The sequence below is a fragment of the Parendozoicomonas sp. 209JJ7-1 genome (assembly GCF_058147085.1).
On record NZ_JBYVJU010000002.1, the window covers coordinates 84,960 to 105,471 of the forward strand.

General features: G+C 50.5%; 18 protein-coding genes. 9 read left to right on the forward strand and 9 right to left on the reverse strand.

Features of this window, described 5'->3' with window-relative positions; translation table 11 throughout:
• Positions 1–306: 306 nt before the first annotated feature.
• A complete protein-coding gene (locus tag ACY2RQ_RS02385) occupies positions 307–1,131 on the forward strand; it encodes a hypothetical protein (RefSeq protein WP_490111353.1) in 825 nt (274 codons plus the stop codon).
• 72 nt (positions 1,132–1,203) lie between these two features.
• Here the strand turns inward: ACY2RQ_RS02385 and ACY2RQ_RS02390 are convergent, their stop codons facing one another.
• From ACY2RQ_RS02390 to def, 9 genes are all read right to left on the reverse strand, one after another.
• On the reverse strand, positions 1,204–1,923 hold the full coding sequence (locus ACY2RQ_RS02390; RefSeq protein WP_490111354.1) for a lysophospholipid acyltransferase family protein: 720 nt from the start codon (positions 1,921–1,923) through the stop codon (positions 1,204–1,206).
• Entirely contained in the window at positions 1,920–2,474 is a 555-nt protein-coding gene (gene gmhB / locus ACY2RQ_RS02395; protein ID WP_490111355.1) for a D-glycero-beta-D-manno-heptose 1,7-bisphosphate 7-phosphatase, read from the reverse strand. Before gmhB ends, ACY2RQ_RS02390 begins: the two co-directional genes overlap by 4 nt.
• 323 nt (positions 2,475–2,797) lie before the next feature.
• Positions 2,798–4,894 carry a glycine--tRNA ligase subunit beta gene (gene glyS / locus ACY2RQ_RS02400; RefSeq protein ID WP_490111356.1) on the reverse strand — a complete coding sequence of 699 codons (2,097 nt, stop codon included), beginning with the start codon at positions 4,892–4,894 and terminating at the stop codon, positions 2,798–2,800.
• Positions 4,894–5,853, reverse strand: coding sequence for a glycine--tRNA ligase subunit alpha (gene glyQ, locus ACY2RQ_RS02405; protein ID WP_490111357.1), 960 nt, complete (start codon positions 5,851–5,853; stop codon positions 4,894–4,896). The genes glyS and glyQ overlap by 1 nt, the downstream gene beginning before the upstream one ends.
• A 154-nt stretch (positions 5,854–6,007) precedes the next feature.
• Positions 6,008–7,456 carry a TrkH family potassium uptake protein gene (locus ACY2RQ_RS02410; protein WP_490111358.1) on the reverse strand — a complete coding sequence of 483 codons (1,449 nt, stop codon included), beginning with the start codon at positions 7,454–7,456 and terminating at the stop codon, positions 6,008–6,010.
• 94 nt (positions 7,457–7,550) lie between these two features.
• On the reverse strand, positions 7,551–8,924 hold the full coding sequence (gene trkA / locus ACY2RQ_RS02415; protein WP_490111359.1) for a Trk system potassium transporter TrkA: 1,374 nt from the start codon (positions 8,922–8,924) through the stop codon (positions 7,551–7,553).
• Positions 8,925–9,012: 88 nt separating this feature from the next.
• Entirely contained in the window at positions 9,013–10,341 is a 1,329-nt protein-coding gene (gene rsmB / locus ACY2RQ_RS02420) for a 16S rRNA (cytosine(967)-C(5))-methyltransferase RsmB (RefSeq protein WP_490111360.1), read from the reverse strand.
• The gene (gene fmt, locus ACY2RQ_RS02425) at positions 10,341–11,300 is read right to left on the reverse strand and encodes a methionyl-tRNA formyltransferase (protein ID WP_490111361.1); all 960 of its coding nucleotides are present in this window, start codon (positions 11,298–11,300) and stop codon (positions 10,341–10,343) included. Before fmt ends, rsmB begins: the two co-directional genes overlap by 1 nt.
• A gap of 117 nt (positions 11,301–11,417) precedes the next feature.
• Positions 11,418–11,930, reverse strand: a complete 513-nt coding sequence (gene def / locus ACY2RQ_RS02430) for a peptide deformylase (RefSeq protein WP_490111362.1) — start codon at positions 11,928–11,930, stop codon at positions 11,418–11,420.
• Between the two features lie 206 nt (positions 11,931–12,136).
• On the opposite strand from def, the gene ACY2RQ_RS02435 reads away from it, so the two are divergent.
• The 8 genes from ACY2RQ_RS02435 (at position 12,137) to ACY2RQ_RS02470 (ending at position 20,510) form a co-directional block, all read left to right on the forward strand.
• Positions 12,137–14,185: a hypothetical protein gene (locus ACY2RQ_RS02435; protein ID WP_490111363.1), complete on the forward strand. Its 2,049-nt coding sequence runs from the start codon at positions 12,137–12,139 to the stop codon at positions 14,183–14,185.
• A gap of 73 nt (positions 14,186–14,258) precedes the next feature.
• On the forward strand, positions 14,259–15,284 hold the full coding sequence (locus ACY2RQ_RS02440) for a LysM peptidoglycan-binding domain-containing protein (protein WP_490111364.1): 1,026 nt from the start codon (positions 14,259–14,261) through the stop codon (positions 15,282–15,284).
• A gap of 38 nt (positions 15,285–15,322) precedes the next feature.
• Positions 15,323–16,480 carry a DNA-processing protein DprA gene (gene dprA / locus ACY2RQ_RS02445; RefSeq protein WP_490111365.1) on the forward strand — a complete coding sequence of 386 codons (1,158 nt, stop codon included), beginning with the start codon at positions 15,323–15,325 and terminating at the stop codon, positions 16,478–16,480.
• A 78-nt stretch (positions 16,481–16,558) separates the two neighbouring features.
• On the forward strand, positions 16,559–17,122 hold the full coding sequence (tsaC, locus tag ACY2RQ_RS02450; RefSeq protein ID WP_490111366.1) for an L-threonylcarbamoyladenylate synthase type 1 TsaC: 564 nt from the start codon (positions 16,559–16,561) through the stop codon (positions 17,120–17,122).
• A gap of 227 nt (positions 17,123–17,349) precedes the next feature.
• A complete protein-coding gene (gene hemF / locus ACY2RQ_RS02455; protein WP_490111367.1) occupies positions 17,350–18,294 on the forward strand; it encodes an oxygen-dependent coproporphyrinogen oxidase in 945 nt (314 codons plus the stop codon).
• Positions 18,291–19,124, forward strand: a complete 834-nt coding sequence (gene aroE, locus ACY2RQ_RS02460; RefSeq protein WP_490111368.1) for a shikimate dehydrogenase — start codon at positions 18,291–18,293, stop codon at positions 19,122–19,124. Before hemF ends, aroE begins: the two co-directional genes overlap by 4 nt.
• An 82-nt stretch (positions 19,125–19,206) precedes the next feature.
• Positions 19,207–19,770: a hypothetical protein gene (locus tag ACY2RQ_RS02465; RefSeq protein WP_490111369.1), complete on the forward strand. Its 564-nt coding sequence runs from the start codon at positions 19,207–19,209 to the stop codon at positions 19,768–19,770.
• Positions 19,770–20,510: a glycerophosphoryl diester phosphodiesterase gene (locus tag ACY2RQ_RS02470; protein WP_490111370.1), complete on the forward strand. Its 741-nt coding sequence runs from the start codon at positions 19,770–19,772 to the stop codon at positions 20,508–20,510. Before ACY2RQ_RS02465 ends, ACY2RQ_RS02470 begins: the two co-directional genes overlap by 1 nt.
• Positions 20,511–20,512: the final 2 nt, after the last annotated feature.

The following is a 20,512-nucleotide window of genomic DNA, read 5'->3' on the forward strand; positions in this document are numbered from 1 at the left end:
GTTTTGAGTTTTCCAAGAAGGCAGGTGTCAGTATTTCTAACCATATAGTTAGGGCTGAAGAGGCAAACTGGTCAGGCGATTGTCCAATCTTGTAAAGGATTTGCACCATGGGGATGGATTTCTATGGAGATAAGAACAGGTCATCTGCCAGTTTATCCAAACAGCGCTTCTGGCTATAACAGAAACAGAGAAGAATCTGGTCATTCTCTGGAGAGGGATATTTCACAGGGGGAAAACCCTGCATTTCTCTGTGAAGAGAAAAGTCTTTCACGTAGAAAAATCAGTATCAGTGATTCCGCATATTCAATGATGGATATAGATTATCTTTTCTCACTGTTTAACTACGGCTTTGAGAAGGTGAAGCCTATAGCTGTCAATATTTTTCCATCACTGTTATCTACAGGAATTATTACGGGAGCATCCTGGTATGGGTTGGCCTGGTTTGGCGTTGGAATAATGCCGGGATTGCCAATTGCTGCAGGATTATTAACTCTCTTATATGGCATCTACCGTGGAAGGCTGGGTCGTTTACACGATGACCTTATTGCTACCCAGCATCTGGCTCAGAGACAACAACAAAGATATGACATGTTAAGTGATGAGCTGCAGGGGATGTCGGATGATATAAGACAGGATTTACCAGACTACTGTTTAGCAAGCCATGAGCAAAAGAGGCGACAGCTTTATAAACAACACCAACAGTCTTTTCATCGTTTATGCGTAGTCAGCTCAAGTATGCAGCGCCAGGGAGTGACCAAAACTTATCTGTCCTCTCCAGAATCTTACCAGAGCCGATTACAGGAAGGCTTTGTTGACGGGCCTGCTGGTACCGTTTTAAGGCGCCATTATGCCATGTCTTTAAAGTTGTCTTCTGAATCAAGAGATCAGGAGGCACAGACAGAAAGTCTGGTAAAAGCGGCATGTAGACATTGCAGAGCATTATTAAAAAAGTTACGGGAGTTCCGTCAGGGAAATATAACCAAGAAATTGATGGCTGTGGAAAAAGAGACTGTTGTCCAGCAATGTATAGATAAACAGGCAGCTTACACAGCAGCGGATATTTCAATATTTACCAGAGGCTGGTGCTTTGCCGTTTCCCGTTTAACAAGGAAGGTTGTGGATAAAGAGTAGGAGAAGAGATGTTGCTTAAGGAAAAAGAAACACCTTAAGCAACAGAACCTGAAGTGGTTAAAAGGGAAAGCCTCAGTGGGGATGGTTATCAATAATCCACTTATGAACCTCGTTTGTAAGCTCTACCGCTTTGGCCCCTTCACTACTTATGGGCTGGCCAATGCGAATAACAACTTCACCTGGGGTTTTCAGCCAGCGGTTGGCGGGCCAGAACTGTCCGGCGTTATGGGCAACAGGTAGCACCGGTACATCGGCATAGATAGCCAGCGCTGCGGCTCCTCGGGTAAAACGCCCTACTTCAGGCCAGGGATGGCGTGTGCCTTCGGGGAAGATCAGTACCCAGTAATCATCCTTCAGGCATTGGGCTCCCTTTTCTTTCACCTGCCCCATAGCCGAGCGGCGATCTTTTCTGTCTATAGCGATAGGATTCAGTCGCGTGAAGGCCCAGCCAAAGAAAGGTATATAGAGAATCTCTTTCTTGATAACAGTTGACTGGGGTGAAAATACAATCTGGAGAAGAAAAGTTTCCAGGGGGGATTGATGGTTACTGGCCACAAGACAGGCATGGTTTGGAATATTTCCCTGTCCTTCAACTCGCCAGGTAACGCCGCAGGTGTATTTCAACAGCATCATGCTGACATCGGCCCAGGTTTTTACAAAAAAACTGTGCCGGGAGTGCATGGGGATAAAAGGCACCGCGATAATAATGAGTATGCACCAGGGAATCGTCCACGCGCACCATAAAATATAAAAGACAAAGGTTCTAAAAGCGTAAAAAAGAGTTTTTATCATTTTCCATCCCTGATCAGAAAATCTGCAAAATCCTGCAGGTTTTCAAATACATGAATATCGTTGGGAATATTATCCCTGTTATTAAAAGACATGAGGGTTTTGAGACCTTTTCCCGTTTTGACCAGAACCGCTTTGCAGCCACAGGTTCTGGCGACGTCCATATCTTTGGCTGTATCTCCCACAAACCAGGCGCCGAAAGCGCTTACGGACAGTTCCTGTTCTATCTGGCGCACAAGGCCGGGCAAAGGTTTGCGGCAGGCACAGTGATCATCGGGGGTGTGGGGGCAGAATTTTATACAGGCGATGGAGCCGCCGGCCTCCTCAACCAGCGCAAGCATTTTATTATGCATGGCTTGCAGAGTATCCAGAGAATAATAACCACGACCAATCCCCGACTGGTTAGTGGCAACAGCTATTGAATAACCAGTTTGGGAAAGCTTGGCGATGGCTTCAATACTTCCCTTAACAGGCTGCCATTCTTCAACAGATTTTATGTAGTTGTCGGAGTCTTCGTTGATTACACCGTCGCGATCAAGAATGATCAACTTCATTGATATCAAAGCCTGAATAACACACGGAGAACATGATAAAGAAAAAGTGCGACCGGAGCCGCACTTTTTCCTGAATGGGTATTATCAGGCCGGAGAGAGTCAACAGTCCGTTGGTTTTGTTAACATTTTTGTTACCGTGTACTTTCCCACCGTAATACTAACCCGGATATTTCATAAACATGCTCCCGATCTCGCTTGTTCCCTGCCGCTCTAAGGAGATTTGACTCAGTCGACCGTACACCCCGGTACGGCGCTTCTTCGCCAAACACCTTAGAGCAACAAGGCCCGACGCGATCTTCGGGGCAATTTATGAAATATCCGGGCTAACCCTTCTGGAGCAGAGAAATATCGGCGATATGCAGGAACAGTGTGCGTAGCTGGCGCAGCAACGCGTATCGGTTCATTTTCATCTGCTCGTCGTCCACGTTCACCATCACCTGGTCAAAGAAGGTATCAACCGGCTCTTTCAGGCTGGCCAGGCGGTTCATGGCCGAGCTGTAATCACCTTGGTTAAGCAGGGGGTCTACATCGGCTTTACAGGTGGTCAGAACAGCATTCAGATCTTTCTCTGCTGTTTCGCTCAACAGGTTGCTGTCAACAACATCCGGAATCACAACATCACCAGCCTTGGCCAGAATGTTGGAAACCCGCTTGTTGGCAGAGGCCAGAGCCGCAGCTTCCGGCAGAGCCATAAACCCGGAAATTGCCTGGACACGCTGGTCGAAATCGAACGGACGGGAAGGTTTCAGGGCTTTTACGGACAGGAAAACTTCTGCGGGAATATTGGCATCGGTATACCAGGCCCGGAAACGCTCCAGCATAAAGTCCAGAACAGTATCAGGCAGGTCGGTGCCAGCAGGCAGTTCAACGCCCTGTGCCTTATAACCTTCAATGGCTTCGATAATCATGGTGCGCAGATCAAGGTTAAGTTTCTTCTCAACAATGATACGAAGTACGCCAAGTGTCGCACGACGGAGGGCAAATGGATCTTTGCTGCCGGACGGCGGTTGCTTAATACCGAAGATACCCACCAGAGTATCCAGTTTATCTGCGATGGCGACAGCGCTGCCGGTCAGGGTAGAAGGCAGCTCGTCACCGGCAAAACGGGGCATATACTGCTCGTTCAGTGCCAGAGCAACATCGGCCTGTTCGCCATCGTTCCTAGCGTAGTACATGCCCATAATGCCCTGGAGATCGGTGAACTCCAGCACCATTTCGGATACCAGGTCAGATTTACACAGCTCCCCTGCCCTTCTGGCGTTGTCTTCGTTACCTTTTTCTTCTTTGGCAATAAATGACGCCAGACGTGCGATACGTTCTGTCTTGTCAAAGATGGAACCAAGGTCTTTCTGAAAGACAACAGGCTTCAGCTTTTCACGGTTAGCGGCCAGGGTTGTTTTACGGTCGGTATCATAGAAGAAACGGGCATCCGCCAGACGGGGGCGAATCACCTTCTCGTTACCATGAATAACCTGGGACGGGTCTTTGCTCTGGATATTGGAAACAGTGATAAAGTGCGGCATCAGCTCGCCTTTGGCATTTTCCACGTGGAAGTACTTCTGATGCTCTTTCATGGAAGAGATCAGCGCTTCGGAAGGCACTTCCAGGAAGGCATCATCAAAACGGCCAGCCAGAGCCACAGGCCATTCGTTCAGGGAAGCCACTTCATCCAGCAGGTTTTCATCGATAACGGCTACGCCGCCAAGCTTCCCTGCTTCAGCTTTTACCTGTTCGCGAATAGTGTTGCGGCGGGTAACGTAATCAGCCACCACAAAGCCGGTATCCAGCAGAAGGCTCTGGTAATCAGTGGGAGTCGGGATAGAAATGGTTTCATTGTGGTGGAAGCGGTGACCACGGGACTCACGGCCGGATTTCAGGCCGAGAATCTCACAATCAACAACATCATTACCAAACAGCATCACCAGCCACTGGACCGGACGTACGAATTCTGTACGAGTGTTACCCCAGCGCATACGCTTGGGAATGGGCAAAGCGTCCAGAGAAGCAGAAATAATATCACCCAGCAGTTCAGTTGTGGGTTTGCCCTGCTGAACGGAACGGTAAACCAGCCAGGAGCCTTTCTTGGTTTCCAGACGCTCAAGGTCTGCGACTTCAACACCACAGGAACGGGCAAAGCCCTGGCAGGCTTTGGTAGGGTTTCCATCAGCATCAAAAGCGGCCTGAACAGCGGGTCCACGACGCTCGACGTTTTTGTCCGGCTGAGAGGTGGCAACATTTTTCAGTAGTAACGCCAGACGACGGGGGGCTGCAAAGGACTGAGCAGTTTCAATATCAAAACTGATATCAGCATCAATAAGGCCACTCATTATGCCTGCGGTAAAGGCATCTGAGAGTTTACGAAGAGCCTTGGGAGGCAGTTCTTCTGTACCCAGTTCAACCAGAAAATCCTGAGTAGACATCAGTTGGCCTCCTGCTTCATGCTTTCGTCTTTCAAAAGCTCATTTCTAATATCTTCATCGGCCATAGGGAAGCCGAGGGCCTTGCGGGCTTCAAAATACGCCTTGGCCACTTCACGGGCCAGGGTCCGCACGCGGAGGATAAACCGTTGACGTTCAGTCACGGAGATAGCGTGACGGGCATCCAGCAGGTTAAAGGTGTGGGAAGCTTTGAGGGTGTACTCGTAAGCTGGCAGGGGCAAGCCCAGTTCCACAAGACGCTTGGACTCCTGTTCAAAGAAGTCAAAGTGCTCGAACAGAACTTTGGTATCAGCGTGCTCAAAGTTGAAAGTGGACTGCTCTACCTCATTCTGGTGGAACACATCACCGTAGGTCACGTCACCCTGAGGACCACGGGCCCAGACCAGGTCGTAAACGCTTTCCACTTCCTGGATATACATGGCCAGACGCTCAAGGCCGTAGGTAATTTCGCCGGTTACCGGGTAACACTCCAGGCCGCCAGCCTGTTGGAAATAGGTGAACTGGGTCACTTCCATGCCGTTCATCCAGACTTCCCAGCCCAGGCCCCATGCACCAAGGGTGGGAGATTCCCAGTTGTCTTCGACAAAGCGGATATCGTGAACCAGAGGGTCAATGCCCAGAGCTTTCAGGGACTCAAGATACAGTTCCTGAAAGTTGGAAGGGTTGGGCTTCATGACTACCTGGAACTGGTAGTAGTGCTGCAGACGGTTGGGATTTTCGCCATAACGGCCATCGGTCGGGCGACGGCTGGGCTGAACATAGGCCGCGTTCCAGTTTTCCGGGCCAATAGCCCGCAGGAAGGTTGCCGGGTGGAAAGTGCCCGCACCGACTTCCATGTCCAGGGGTTGCATCACTACGCAGCCATGGCTTGCCCAGAAATTCTGCAGGGTAAGTATCAGCCCCTGAAAAGTACTGACATCGGGCGCGTTCGGGTTGCTCACTGTTCCACCTCGGGTTGGATTTACTGGGAGCTCCTCGTATCTATGAGGACTGCCGGATCAAAAATTGGGGGGATTATACCCCAGATAAGTCCGGGGTATGGATAGACAGCCAGATAATGTACACAGAAGTGTTGGTATCAGGATGAATTAAGGGTTAATGCCTCCAGAACATCGGAGAAAACAACACAACCAGGGTAAATATCTCCAGTCGGCCAAGAAGCATGGCGAAAGAAAGTACCCACTTGGCAGTGTCTGGCATGCTCTGGTAGTTTGCTGAAGCTTCGCCCAGTGCAGGGCCAAGATTATTCAGGCAGGAAGCCACTGTGGAGAATGCAGTAATAATATCAACACCTGTAGCCAGTACCGCCAGATTCATAATAATAAACAGGAAGATATAAGCCGAGAAGAACCCCCAAACTGCTTCTGCAACCCGATCAGGAACAGCTCTTTTACCCAGCTTGATTGAAAAAATCGCATTCGGGTGAATGAGGCGTTTCAACTCCCGGGAACCCTGCTTAAATATGAGAATAATCCGAATAACTTTCATCCCTCCCCCGGTTGAGCCAGCGCAGGCTCCGGAGAAACTGGTGAGAAACAGCAGCATGGGCAGGAAAATAGGCCATAGGGAAAAGTCTGATATTGAAAATCCGGTTGTAGTCGCAACAGAAACAACCTGAAAAGCCCCGTAACGTAGTGCATCCCAGTTTGTATAGGTATCGGTAAAATGCAGCGCCAGCACGGTAATCAAGCCAACAAACAGCAGAATACCCAGATAAGCCTGTACTTCCGGGTCTTTCAGATAATAAAGAGGGTCTTTGTCGTGCAATGCGAAGTAATGCAGAGCAAAATTCATCCCCGAAAGAACCATAAAAAAGATGGCAATTCCTTCAATTAAAGGATTATCGAACCATCCAATACTGGCGTCGTATGTTGAGAATCCACCTATCGCAACCGTTGAGAAACTGTGGGATATAGCATCAAAAAGATTCATTCCTGCTGCCCAGTAAGCCAGAGCGCAGGCGATAGTTATCACCAGATAAAGGTACCAGAGAGTTTTTGCTGTTTCGGCAATACGAGGTGTAAGTTTTCTGTCTTTTACCGGACCAGGGGCTTCTGTACGGTAAAGCTGCATACCACCAATGCCAAGCATAGGAAGAATGGCAACAGCCAGCACAATAATGCCCATCCCCCCCAACCATTGAAGTTGCTGCCGGTAAAAGAGAATAGAGCGAGGCAGGCTTTCAATATTGGTAAGAATTGTGGCTCCGGTTGTGGTCAGGCCGGACATAGCCTCAAAAAACGCATCGGTAAAAGACAGTTCCGGCATATCCATCAACAGGAATGGAATAGAGGCAAACAGGCTCAGTACCAGCCAGAACAACACTGTAACCAGAAAGCCATCTCTAGGTCGGAGTTCATGGCGGGTGTTATAAAAAGGCAGCCAGCAGCCAAAGCCAGTCCCCAGCGTGACAACAAAGGTATAGGTAAACAGGGTGATTTCAGATTCGTTGTAGATCCAGGCTACAACCATGGGGGGAATACTCGCCAGGCTGAACAGCACCAGCAATACCCCCAGAATACGAAAGATAACCGACGGGTGCATAGACCGTCCTGAACCCCTTTATTTATTAGTTCGTGGCCCGTTTATGACCGGGCTCCTTAAAATTATTGCGTGTCTTTAAGTCGATTTTCGCAGCCTAGAAGAAGGCAATTCCTACCTGGAACAGCTTCTCTACGTCGGTTATACGCTTCTTGTCAGTCAGGAACAAGATAACGTGATCTCCGGCTTCTATGGCGATATGGTCGTGGGCGATCAGTACTTCATCGTTGCGGACTATTGCTCCGATTGTTGTGCCATTAGGCAGGTCAATTTCCCCAATAGCCCGTCCTACAACCCGTGAGCTGTTCTTGTCTCCGTGGGCAATGGCTTCAAAGGCTTCAGCTGCGCCACGACGAAGAGAGTGAACATTAACTACGTCACCACGTCTTACATGGCGTAGCAAGCTGCCAATGGTGACCAGCTGGGGCGAGATGGCAATATCAATTTCCCCCCCCTGAACCAGGTCCACATAGGCAGGGTTATTAATAAGAGCCATAACCTTGCGAGCCCCCAGTCGCTTGGCCAGCATGGAGGACATCACATTGGCTTCATCATCGTTGGTCAGGGCGATGAAGATATCCGTACCTTCAATGCTTTCAGACTGAAGCAGGTCTTTATCAGAGGCATTGCCATTAAAGACAATGGTCTTGTTCAGATCCTGGGAGAGCTGGTGGCAGCGGTTTAGATTGCGCTCGATGATTTTTACGTTGTATCGGTCTTCTATGGCTTGGGCCAGGCGCAGGCCGATATTACCGCCACCGGCAATAATAATGCGGCGATAGTCCTGATCCAGACGGCGCAGTTCGCTCATCACATCCCGAATATGGCGACGGTCAGCGATAAAGAAGACCTCGTCGTCCGCTTCAATAACAGTTGTCCCTTCCGGAGTAATGGCTTTCCCTCGACGGAAAATCGCGGCTACCCGGGTATCCACATTAGGCATATGCTCCCGAATGGTCCGCAGCTCCTGGTTAACCAGAGGCCCTCCATAGTAAGCCTTTACTGCCACCATCTGCAGGCGGCCATTGGCAAAATCCAGAACCTGCAGCGCGCCGGGGTGCTCTATCAGGCGCTTAATATGGTTGGTAACCACTTGCTCCGGACTAATCAGGACATCAACCGGGAACGCTTCTTCACTGAAAAGGCCCGACCGGGCGAGGTAGGCCGTTTGCCGAATACGGGCAATTTTCGTGGGAGTGTGAAACATGGTGAAGGCGATCTGACAGGCCACCATATTCACTTCATCACTGTTGGTGACGGCCACCAGCATATCGGCATCATCGGCACCGGCCTGTTTCAATATCGACGGAAATGAGGCCATACCGTGAACAGTGCGGATATCAAGGCGATCCTGCAGTTCCCGCAGACGCTCGACATCGGTATCCACAACGGTGATGTCATTCTCTTCAATGGCCAGGTTTTCAGCCAGTGTGCCGCCGACCTGCCCGGCACCCAGAATAATAATCTTCATGCAAGCTCAGTTATTCTCGTAAGCCGGTATCACCGGCTTTTAGGTTATGGCCTTTTTCCCTAAACAGGTTTAAAGGCTCAGTACCATCTTATGACTGTTTACGTAACCGGCAATAGAAGAATCCGTCATGACCTTCTGCCTGTGGCAACAGCTGCAATCCATAGCCTGTGTTTATTCCGCACGCCATGTCAGGGGTATCCTGCACCGCATTTTCGGTACGGGCAAGAAACTGTTTTATCTGGCGGCTGTTTTCTTCCGGCAGAATAGAACAGGTTGCGTACAAAAGTTTGCCGCCGGGTTTAAGAAGGTTCCACATAGCATCAAGAATACTGCCCTGTAACTCTCTCAGCTGGGAAATATCTTCCGGGCGACGCAGAAGTTTAATATCCGGATGCCGACGTATAACCCCTGTGGCAGAGCAAGGAGCATCTAGAATGATACGGTCGTATAACTCCCCATCCCACCATTCATCCGGTTTGCTGGCATCCCCCTGAATAATGCCTGCCTGTAATTGCAGACGTTTCAGGTTTTCTTCTACCCTCTCAAGGCGCTGGGGCTCAAGGTCGAGGGCTGTGAGCTGAAGGTTTTCTGTACTTTCCAGCAAATGGCAGGTTTTTCCGCCAGGAGCGGCGCAGGCATCAAGTACCCGTTCTCCGGGCTGACAACCGAGCATATCAGCAGAAAGCTGGGCGGCTTCATCCTGAACGCTGACAAGGCCGTCAGCAAAGCCGGGCAGTTTATCTACAGATACAGGTTCATCCAGCTGAATACCGTGGCTGGAGAGACGGCACTCTTTAGCGTCAATCTCTGCGTTCTTTAATTGCTGAAGATATTCGCTCCGAGATGTTTTGGAGATATTCACCCGCAGAGTCATTGGGCCGTGGCTGTTGGTACCAGTGATAACGCTGTCCAGCTGCTCCGGCCAGGACTTGGCCAGCTTGCCGTAAAGCCAGTCAGGGAGTTCGCTGATAGCTGCATTGTCTGAAAGGCTGTTATCTGAAAGTGTGTTCCGCAGATTTTCTCCATCCCTTTGGGCAGAGCGGAGAATGGCGTTTACCAGGCCACTGGCCCAGCTCTTTTTCAGACCTTTAGCGACATTTACCGATTCGCTGATGGCCGCATGGGCGGGAATCCGGGTATGAAACAGCTGGCACAGGCCAACAAGCATAAGGGCTTTGACATCGTTATCCCTCGGTTTCATGGGTTTGCCAAGCAGCTGATCCAGAATGCTGTTCAGGGAAAACCAGTGGCGCAATGTTGTGTAACACAACTGGCGAAGCAGGGCCTGATCCCGTACTTCTACATTGGACTCCGCCGCAGGCAGAGCTGTGGCCAGTGACTCACCTTTCATTACTTTGGCAATAATACGGGCCGCCTGAAGGCGTACAGAGTGTCGGGTTGCAGATTGGCCACCCATCAGGACAACACCACGCCCGGAGCAAACATTTCTTTCCGGCTGTTCAGAATATCCAGAACGCCCATAGCCTTACTGCCGGGCAGTTGCAGTTGTTTCAACCGAAGAACACCTTCGCCACAGGCCACATCAATACCTGCTTTAGTGGCGTCAATAATAGTGCCGGGCTGCTGCTCTGTGCTGGTGGAAAGAGGTTCAGCCTGCCATACACGGGTGCGTTTATCCTGCTGAGAGACATCCTGGATCATCCAGGCTACGGGCCAGGGGTTAAAGCCTCTAATCTGGCAGTCCAGCTCTTTTGCGGAACGGGTCCAGTCCAGCTGGCCTTCTTCTTTCGTCATCTTGTGGGCGTAGGATGCCAGTTCATTATCCTGGACTTCAGGCTCTAGAGTACCCTCGCTGATCATACCAAGGGTTTTGATCAGGGCCGGGCCGCCGAGTTCTGCGAGCCTGTCATAAAGATCCTGGCTGGTATCTTCGGAGCTTATCGGGCAGGTGACTTTCAGCAGCATATCGCCGGTATCCAGACCTTCATCCATCTGCATAATAGTTACGCCGGATTCGCTGTCCCCTGCTTCTACCGCCCGCTGAATAGGCGCTGCGCCCCGCCAGCGGGGAAGAATGGAACCATGAACATTGATGCAGCCATGAACCGGTGTTTCCAGGACTTCCGTGGGTAGGAGCAAGCCGTAAGCCACAACAATCATCAGGTCCGGCTTTAGCTCCGCCAGTTCTTTCTGAGCTTCTTCGTTACGCAGGGATTTGGGCTGGTAAACTGGAATATCGTGCTCAAGAGCCAGAGCTTTTACCGGGCTGGGAGTCAGTTTGCGCCCTCTTCCGGCGGGACGGTCCGGCTGTGTGTAGGCGGCAATAACCTCATGCTCACTGTCGAGCACGGATTGCAGGTGAATAGCGGCAAATTCAGGGGTGCCGGCAAAGACAATACGCAGCGCTTTGCTCATGGGTATCCGGTTGATTGTGGTAAATAGGATAAAAAATATATGAAAGACTGAATTATCGCCTGCTCAGAGCGAAAAGGGAAAAACGGGCAGGCAGAACTCCGCCCGTTTTGAGGAATATTACTGTTTGCTTGAGAGACGGTGGGCTTTTTCCAGTCTTTTCCGAATACGGTCACGCTTGAACTTGGACAGCTCATCCACAAAGAGTTTGCCGTCCAGGTGGTCGTTTTCGTGCTGAACACAAACCGCCGCCAGACCTTCAAACTCTTCTACAAACTCTTCACCATTACGATTCAGGGCTTTTACGGAAACACGGTTGGGGCGCTCCAGATTTTCGAAGAAACCGGGAACAGACAGGCAGCCTTCAGAGAATTCGGAAGGTTCTTCTGTTAACGGGGTGATTTCCGGGTTGATAAAGACTTTCGGGTCATCCCTTTCCGCGGACAGATCCATAATGAAAATGCGCTTTTGCACATTGACCTGGGTCGCGGCCAGACCACAACCATCGTTGTTGTACATGGTTTCAAACATATCGTCGATAAAGGTCCGCAGCTCATCATCGACCATGTCAACCTTCCGTCCCTGCTCTCTCAGGCGGGGGTCCGGAAACTCAAGGATTTCCAGTTTTGCCATAAATTCGTTCAGCCCTGCAGTTCTTGCCAGTTTTCTTTCATTGTACGAAAAATGTACACATTTCACATAGGCAATTCTATCAGTTAAAGGTTGGTATCAGTAACCACAGGGTCAGGTGTAACGTTATTGGTGCTGCCGGTGTTGTCAGTGTTTTCCCTATAGCAGGCCAGTATTTTGGCGGCATTTCTGCTTCTGGGGATAAATCTATGAGTCATCCGCTTATGTTCGGGGCGCGACCTGTTTGTGCCGGGGCTGCTGCGTTTTCAATGGGTATGGAGCATACGGAAGTTCTGAGCTGGGGAGGGAGAACGGTACGTGCAGCAGGACGTACTGCAGAGGCGGTTCTCGGCCAGCAGGAGGGTTTTACAGGACTTGGGCAGAATTTGCTGTCCAGTACTGGATGTATAACAGATAACGTTTTACAGAATGCCCACCCGGATGTTTTGGACCAGATCACCTGTCAATCTCTTAGTGGCTATGGCTCAGAAGGAAAACTCCGCAGGTTGCTGACCAGTCATACACCTGTCGCTCCCTATGTTGTCAGAGGTTTATCCGAACGCGCATGCCAGCTTAATAAAAGTGGTGAGTTCTGGATCTGTGTGGGGGAAGTATCTTCGAAAGAAAATGCAGAAGCACTTAAAAACGTTGTTGAGAATAACCTGAGTGCTGAGGAGATAAAAAAACTGGATGAGCTGGTTGAGGCCCATAAGAATCATTCATACGTGAAAAAGAATTTTGAACGATTTGTTCATGAAAGGAGTGCTACAAGCGGATTAACCATTTTGGAGAAGGTTCTGAGACCTTCTTGTCATCAGGATTATATAGATGCTCTGTTAAAAGCCGATGCTCCCCTGCCCTCAATCGAAGAGCAGCAAAGAATAGCCAGAGAGGATTGTTTCCTTGGTGCCAGGTTGTTGATGGAACGAAATTTTCGTGAAGTGAAACAAAAGGAAGCAAAAACTCTACTTTGCGCAATCGCAACCTATCAGTTTGATGAAACCAAAGTGAGCCGACACAAGGCAGAAATAGATTTCTATAAAAAGCTTTGTCGATCAGACAGAAAGTTTACCCATGGCTTAATGGTCTGCAAAACCAAACAGGGGCGAGTGATTTCCTATCTTGTCCATGGCCCCTGCTATCCGAAGAATACTTCGATAGACCCCCTGGGGCCGGAGTGTTTTTTAACCAATACGGAAGGTACTGCCCAGAAGCTGTGGACCCTGAAAGAGGAGAGTGGCCCGTTTGTGCCGGCCCACCGGGCATTCTGGGATTCCTGGCAAGGGAAGTGTGTTAATGGCATTAGCTGTGCCGCGGCTACAGCGGCCATTCATTGGAACGGCGCGGGGAGGTATGACGATTACTTTGTGCCGCTCCTCGGGCTTGTCAGTGGCGCTTCCTGTAGCCGTGACCCGGCCCTTCAGGGGGCAAGGTGTGTGGGGCAGATTCTGGGCTTTGCAACAGGAACTGTTCTTGGCTGCCCCCTGGGAGGGGCCATTGGTGGAGGGCTGGTTGCCCAGATTCTTTATAAGCTCAATACCCTTCATCGACACTCTCCTGATTCTAAATCCGCACATGTCGTCAATCTTGCCGGAGAGGTAGGAAAAGAGTTTCAGGACAGTACCGGTACCCTTTATACCCTGCTTTATGTTGGAGGTTCTTTCTGGTTTATTGAAAAGGAACATCTGGATAAGGTTTTTATGGCAGGGGCCGGGATGCTTAGTATGGATTTGCTCCGGCAACACTTTAAAAGAACGGTGGTCATCGGTGGGGTTACATTAGCAGCCTGGTATATTGCTGGCCTGGGTGGAATCGAAATAGCAGTTCTTGGGAACCCACTTGTTACCGGGGGAATTGCAGCAGGAACCGGGATTCTATGGGCCAATGATATGGACGGAGAGAAAATATTCTCCGTTTTTAAGGGAGGGGGGAATTTAATTCTTCATGCCTGTTCGGCTGTAACCTCAAGGTTTGGAAAACATCCTGCCTCTGCTGACGATGGATCAAGTAGCAGGGAGCAGATTGAGATTCATACCCTGCCGCCTCCAGCTAAAAAAGCGGCGGTGGATGATGAGCAAAGACATCAGCCTGACCCCGCACCTGTACCCTATTCTGCTCCCGAAGCAAGCCTGGAGGCTGTTTCAAAACCAGCTGTTTCCCTTGCCAGAGGTTTATCTGGAAAAATGCGTGCAGACAGGGAGAGGGAGATGATGAAAAATTACCAAATGAGAGACAGGCCAAAAAAACGCCGAAGGTAATAGAGGAAAGTAGTCATCCGGTAAATTGTGCTGTTAATATGGTCTGACAGGCAAGATCAACAAGGATAACAAAATGAAAAAAGCACTGCTGGGAGCCATCCTGTGGTGTATGGTTTCACAGGTTGTGGCAGCAGAGCCTTTTCGGGAAGACAGACCGGATTCCTACACGGTTGTAAAAGGTGACACACTCTGGGGGATTGCCGGGCATTTTCTCGATAACCCCTGGGACTGGCCGGATGTGTGGGAGCTGAACCCCCAGATTAATAACCCTCACCTTATTTACCCGGGCGATATTGTTCACCTTGTTTATGTAGACGGTAAACCTCGTTTAACTGTTTCCCGGGGTAAAACAGGCCGTACAATTAAGCTTGGTCCGAAAGTGCGTTCTACGCCCCTTGAGGATGCGATTCCTGCCATTCCCCTGGATGCTATTAGTACCTTCCTTAACTTAAGCCGGATTGTTGAAAACCACTCGGAACTTGCTGCGGCACCCTATATTCTTTCCAGCGGGCAGGAACAGGTTATCAGTGGTGAAGGGGACACCGTTTATGCCCGTGGCCAGTTTGATGAAGGAAACCGTGTTTATGGGGTTTTCCGGGGAGATAAAAAGTATACGGATCCGAAAACCGGTAAATATCTGGGAAGCCTTGCACAGGGGGTAGGTTCCCTGACGATGGAAAACCTGACCGGAGATATCGCTACTATGAACGTAGCCCGCTCATCTGAAGAATTGAGAGTTGGCGATAAACTGCTGGTTTCTGAGGAACGTCGTCTGGCGACATCTTTCTTTCCTTCTTCTCCGGAAGATGAGGATGTTGAAGGTCAGATACTTGATGTTATCGGTGGTGTAAACCAGATTGGTATATTCAACAATGTAATTGTGAATCTCGGTGTTGCCGACGGTATGGAAGATGGTGATGTTCTGGCTATTTACCGCACTAGTAAAGTAAAGGATAAGGTCACCAAGGAAGTTGTCACCCTGCCCCCTGAGCGGGTTGGCCACCTGATGGTTTTCCGTACTTATGATAAGCTCAGTTTCGCCATCGTGATGCAGGCCAGTAAGCCGCTGAGAACAGGCGATATTCTGAAAGCCCCCTGATCCTTCAGGGCTGCCTCTATAGTCTATAGTTCGTCGCCATGGGCGACGAACACTCTCTCGAAATCAGCAAAGAACAATGGCAGCAGCTGGAACCCTGGTTGCTGCTTTTCCATATTCCGGGTTTAGGGCCGGTGCGTTACCAGGCTCTTCTGGGGGAGTTTCAATCACCTGAGCATGTTCTCTCTTCTTCCCGTTCCCGCTTACAGAAAGTGTTGCCTGCCACGCTGGCAAAAGCGGTGACGACAGCACGCAAAAATGTTTTTGTGCAGGAGGCTGTTAACAGAGGCAGAGAATGGCTGCAGTCCTGCCCACAACACCATGTTCTGACGATTGAAGATCCTTTCTACCCATCACTGCTGAAAACCATTCCAGACCCTCCGGTTTTATTATTTGTATGGGGAGATGTGTGTGTGCTGTCAAAACGGCAGCTGGCCATTGTTGGTTGTCGTCAGCCCACCGTTCAGGGAAAAAATACAGCTTTCAAAATTGCGGAAGGTATTGCTGCCAATGGAGTAACAGTAACCAGCGGCCTGGCCATTGGCATTGATGGCGCGGTACACCGGGGAGCAATACAGGGAAACGGAAAAACCATCGGAGTATTGGCTGGTGGCGTTGATGTTATTTATCCCCAGAGGCACAGGGAGCTGGCAGTCGAGATGGCCAAAAATGGCGCTCTGGTATCGGAGTTTGCCCTGGGAACACAGCCAAAGGCCGGGCATTTCCCCCGGCGAAACCGCATTATCAGCGGATTGAGTCAGGGCGTGCTGGTTGTTGAAGCTGCTGTAGCCAGTGGCTCCCTGGTGACGGCAAAATGCGCCCTTGAGCAGGGGCGGGATGTCTTTGCCATTCCTGGTTCCGTGAATAACCCCAAGTCCCATGGTTGCCATAGGTTGATCCGTGATGGTGCTGTGCTTATTGAAAATGCTGAACAGGTACTAGCTGAACTGGATGGAGCACTGTCTTCAGGAAGAATGCGGATGGAAGAACTCCTGGACCGAGGCAAGCCTCCAGGTCAGCAACGGGAGTGCCCTGAGCAGCAGAGGGTTCTGGATACTATAGGTTTTGATCCCTGTCCCCATGATGAGCTGGTGGTCAGAACCGGTCTGCCCAGCCATAAAATTTCAGAGCTGGTTTTATCCCTGGAGCTGGAAGGGATTGTAAAAACAGGCCCTGGAGGGATTATTCGCGTTGGCTAATTGAGAGTGTTGCCTGGACATCGTATGTACCATCGTTTACTTTTCATCGCCACGGGAACAATCCGGCGATAAATAAGAGTGTCTGCTACAAATACAAATATTTCTGCTGCCGTCAGCACCATCGTAGATGGTGGTGTTATCGCTTATCCGACAGAAGCCGTATGGGGCCTCGGCTGCGATCCGTGGAATCGTAAGGCGGTTGAACATATTCTGGAAATCAAGCGCAGGCCTGCCCATAAAGGATTGATTCTGATCGCAGCTTCTCAAGTCCAGCTGACACCACTGCTGGAACCACTTTCCCAAGAGCAGCGGACGTTGCTGGATGGGGCCTGGCCGGGCCCCGTGACCTGGCTGATACCCGACCCAAACAAATGGGTGCCGGAATGGGTTCGTGGTGAGCATTCTTCTGTTGCCGTGCGGGTCTCAGATCACCCTCTGGTACAGGAGCTTTGCCTGAGTTGGGGCAAGCCCCTTGTGTCTACTTCAGCCAACCGGTCCGGTGAAGAAGCTTTGCGTACAGAAGCTGACGTGACCACCCTTCTCAAAGATGAACTTGATTATATCCTTCCCGGGGAAACCTCTGGCCTGACCAGGCCTTCAAAAATCCGCGACTTAAAAACCGGTCAGATATTGCGCGGCTGAATCTTTTCTATACTCCCTGTTCTGTGCTGAGCACGGATTCTTCGTGTCAGTAAGGTTTTCCTGTAGGGGGGGGCTGTCAGTGGTAGTGCCTGAGGTACCAGAGGGTTGTGCTGGAAGTCAGATGCCTGTTATCAGCGAGTTCCTTCTGTCCGCTCCCTGATAAAACACAACAGTGGTAGGATGTTCCCATACTGTTAATAACCGACTTACAATAAAGAGCTGCAGTTATGGCAGAAGCACTGAATAACGTAGATATTGAAGCTGTTGAAGAGTATCTGCGAAGCCTGCAGGACAAAATATGCCAGTCGCTGGCTGATATCGACCGTGGTAAGGGTTTTATCGAGGATAACAACTCCCACCCCGGTGGCGGTGGTGGTGGTCGTGTCAGGGTCCTGGAAGGTGGCAATATTATTGAAAAAGGCGGGGTAAACTTCTCATCCGTATCCGGCGATGCCCTGCCCGCCATGGCCAGCGCCCGCAGGCCTCAGCTGGCCGGGCGTAGCTTCCGGGCTATGGGGGTTTCCCTGGTGATTCATCCGGAAAACCCGTTTGTTCCCACTTCCCATGCCAATGTTCGCCTGTTTGTGGCGGAGAAAGAAGGCGAGAAACCTGTCTGGTGGTTTGGGGGCGGTTACGACCTGACCCCTTATTACCCCTTTGAAGAAGATTGCCGCCACTGGCATCAGGTGGCAGCGAAAGCCTGCGCACCTTTTGGTGAGGATGTTTATCCCCGTTTTAAAAAATGGTGTGATGAATACTTCTACCTTAAGCACAGGCAGGAGACTCGGGGCGTTGGCGGCCTGTTCTTTGATGATCTGAATGAATGGTCTTTCGAAGAAACTTTCGCCTTTATTCAAAGCATTGGCGACAGTTACCTTGAGGCTTATCTGCCCATTGTCGAAAAACGCAGGAATACACCCTGGACGGATGAACACAAGGCTTTCCAGAAATACCGCCGTGGACGTTATGTGGAGTTCAACCTGGTGTACGACCGTGGAACGATATTTGGTCTGCAATCCGGTGGGCGCACAGAGTCCATACTCATGTCCATGCCTCCGGAAGTGGAATGGAAGTATGACTGGCACCCGGAACCGGGCACGCCGGAGGCTGATTTGTACGACAATTACCTGAAACCCCGTGAGTGGCTTGAAAAAGGCAGAGACGATAAATGAATGTTGCCGCTGATGATTACGCTGTAATGGGCAACCCCATTGCCCACAGTAAGTCTCCGACGATACATGCCATGTTTGCCAGTCAGACTAACGAAAAGCTGCGCTATAACGCTTTGCTGGTGCTCGAAGATCAGTTTGAACGGGCGGTAAGAAATTTTTTTTCCGATAAAGGGAAAGGACTCAATATCACCGTTCCCTTTAAGCAGGAAGCCTGGAGCCTGGCCGATGAACTAACTGATAACGCCCGGCTTGCCGGGGCGGTAAACACGCTCTGGCAGGATGATGAGGGCCGTCTCTGGGGGGATACGACCGATGGAACAGGCATGGTCAGGGATATTGTCAGGAATCATGGTATTTCCATATCAGGTAAACGTGTTCTGGTTCTCGGGGCTGGTGGGGCTGTTCGTGGCGTTCTACAACCTTTATTGGCTGAGAGTCCCGCAGAGATTGTTATTGCCAACCGCACGGTCAGCCGGGCTGAAGAGCTTGAAGAGATTTTCCAGCATCTGGGCAGACTGTCTGCCTGTGGGTTTACGGAAGTATCAGGCTCCTTTGACCTGATTATCAATGGTACATCCGCCAGCCTTAAAGGGGATGTACCTCCCCTGCCGGAGAGCGTGATCAGGGCAGATACCGCTGTGTACGACATGATGTATGGTCTGGATGATACAGTGTTTAATACCTGGGCAAAGAAGCTGGGGGCAGGCCAGGTGATGGATGGCCTGGGCATGCTGGTGGAACAGGCGGCAGAGTCCTTCTGTATCTGGCGGGGGGTTCGTCCGGAAACCGGGCCTGTGATTACGGCTGTACGGGAATCTTTCGCTCCATAACAGGGCTGATATACGTCATTTACCAAAGGAATGGTAATGATATGATGAGGATAATTAACCAAATAGGTAGGGGAAGGTGAGTATGACTCAAGACGGACACCTCAGTTTTATTATTCTGGTTGATGCCGGTGATAACGACGTTCATAAGATCCGGAAAGCGTTGCTGGAACTGGATGCTATCAAAGTCGCCCACTGTCCCCTCGGGCCTACAGACCTGATCTGTTATGGTTCCGTCGCTAATATGCCGGAGTTGAATGTACTGATGAGCGAGCAGGTTCCCAGCCTGCTGGAAGACAAATTCAACCCTATTGAGAAAACAGAAACCCTGCTGGTGATGGATCAATACGGTGAAGAGTTAACAGAGGAGAAGTTCTCCCATCCCAACGGCAAGGGTGCGTGGATTTTCACCGACCAGAAGATCAGCGGTAAAAACCTGACCCGCAAGCTGATTGATCATCATCCTGAAATTATTACCGCCTTTAATGTTCTGGGCAGCCACGATGGTGTGTTCTATGCGGAGGCGCCCACCCTTGAACAGTTAATGGGCGTGATTGATGAAGGTTTCCGTACCCTTCGGGGCATTGGCACGGCAGGAAAACCCATGAAGGCCTTGTCACGGACAGATACCCGACTGGTACTGATGTGATGAAAATGAGTGCTGTGATCGGGCACCGGGGAGCTGCGAAAGTGGCTCCCGAAAATACCCTCGCAGGCATCCGGGCTGCCCACGAATGTGGTGTCAGCTGGGTGGAAATGGATGTTGTTCTCCTTGGTGACGGAGGTCTGGTTATGCACCATGACCGTACCCTCAACCGCTGTACATCGGGCCATGGAGAGCTTCTGAAAAAGACCATGAAAGAGGTGCGGGCGGTGGATGCGGGTGTCCTGTTTGCTCACTCTCACGGAGATAATTTTAAAGGAGAGCGAGTACCTGCTCTTGTCGAAGCCCTTGATCTTCTGAAGCAACTGGATATGGGGATAAATCTGGAAATCAAAATGCACAGGCATCCGGTTCCCGACCTGATTCTGCCGGTGCTGGCGGTGCTCGCCGAGCACGAGTTTCCAGAAGGCCGGTTGATAATTTCCAGTTTTGACCATGATGTGCTCAAACTGTGCAGCGAGCTGGCCCCGAATATTCCCCTTGGCCACCTGTTTGAAGGCTTGCCGGAAAACTGGCTGGAGCAAGCCCGGGACGTGAACGCAGTAACTGTTCACACCAACCATAAATCCCTTAAACGCTCCCAGGCACGGGAGATTCTGGATGAAGGTTATGAACTCTACTGCTACACGGTAAACACCGGGAAAAGAGCCGCAGAGTTGTTGAGCTGGGGTGTGTCCGGCGTATTTACCGATGCCCCGGCCGCTATCCAACAAGCCCTTGTTTGACA

Excerpts from the sequence above, each read along its gene's own strand:
- ACY2RQ_RS02410 (WP_490111358.1), bottom strand. The coding sequence starts at position 7,456 with ATGCACCCGTCGGTTATCTTTCGTATTCTGGGGGTATTGCTGGTGCTG.
- ACY2RQ_RS02435 (WP_490111363.1), top strand. The coding sequence starts at position 12,137 with ATGAGTCATCCGCTTATGTTCGGGGCGCGACCTGTTTGTGCCGGGGCT.
- ACY2RQ_RS02465 (WP_490111369.1), top strand. The coding sequence starts at position 19,207 with ATGACTCAAGACGGACACCTCAGTTTTATTATTCTGGTTGATGCCGGT.
- gmhB (WP_490111355.1), bottom strand. The coding sequence starts at position 2,474 with ATGAAGTTGATCATTCTTGATCGCGACGGTGTAATCAACGAAGACTCC.
- trkA (WP_490111359.1), bottom strand. The coding sequence starts at position 8,924 with ATGAAGATTATTATTCTGGGTGCCGGGCAGGTCGGCGGCACACTGGCT.
- rsmB (WP_490111360.1), bottom strand. The coding sequence starts at position 10,341 with ATGGGTGGCCAATCTGCAACCCGACACTCTGTACGCCTTCAGGCGGCC.
- ACY2RQ_RS02470 (WP_490111370.1), top strand. The coding sequence starts at position 19,770 with ATGAAAATGAGTGCTGTGATCGGGCACCGGGGAGCTGCGAAAGTGGCT.
- hemF (WP_490111367.1), top strand. The coding sequence starts at position 17,350 with ATGGCAGAAGCACTGAATAACGTAGATATTGAAGCTGTTGAAGAGTAT.
- ACY2RQ_RS02385 (WP_490111353.1), top strand. The coding sequence starts at position 307 with ATGATGGATATAGATTATCTTTTCTCACTGTTTAACTACGGCTTTGAG.
- glyS (WP_490111356.1), bottom strand. The coding sequence starts at position 4,894 with ATGTCTACTCAGGATTTTCTGGTTGAACTGGGTACAGAAGAACTGCCT.
- fmt (WP_490111361.1), bottom strand. The coding sequence starts at position 11,300 with ATGAGCAAAGCGCTGCGTATTGTCTTTGCCGGCACCCCTGAATTTGCC.
- dprA (WP_490111365.1), top strand. The coding sequence starts at position 15,323 with ATGGGCGACGAACACTCTCTCGAAATCAGCAAAGAACAATGGCAGCAG.
- def (WP_490111362.1), bottom strand. The coding sequence starts at position 11,930 with ATGGCAAAACTGGAAATCCTTGAGTTTCCGGACCCCCGCCTGAGAGAG.
- aroE (WP_490111368.1), top strand. The coding sequence starts at position 18,291 with ATGAATGTTGCCGCTGATGATTACGCTGTAATGGGCAACCCCATTGCC.
- ACY2RQ_RS02390 (WP_490111354.1), bottom strand. The coding sequence starts at position 1,923 with ATGATAAAAACTCTTTTTTACGCTTTTAGAACCTTTGTCTTTTATATT.
- ACY2RQ_RS02440 (WP_490111364.1), top strand. The coding sequence starts at position 14,259 with ATGAAAAAAGCACTGCTGGGAGCCATCCTGTGGTGTATGGTTTCACAG.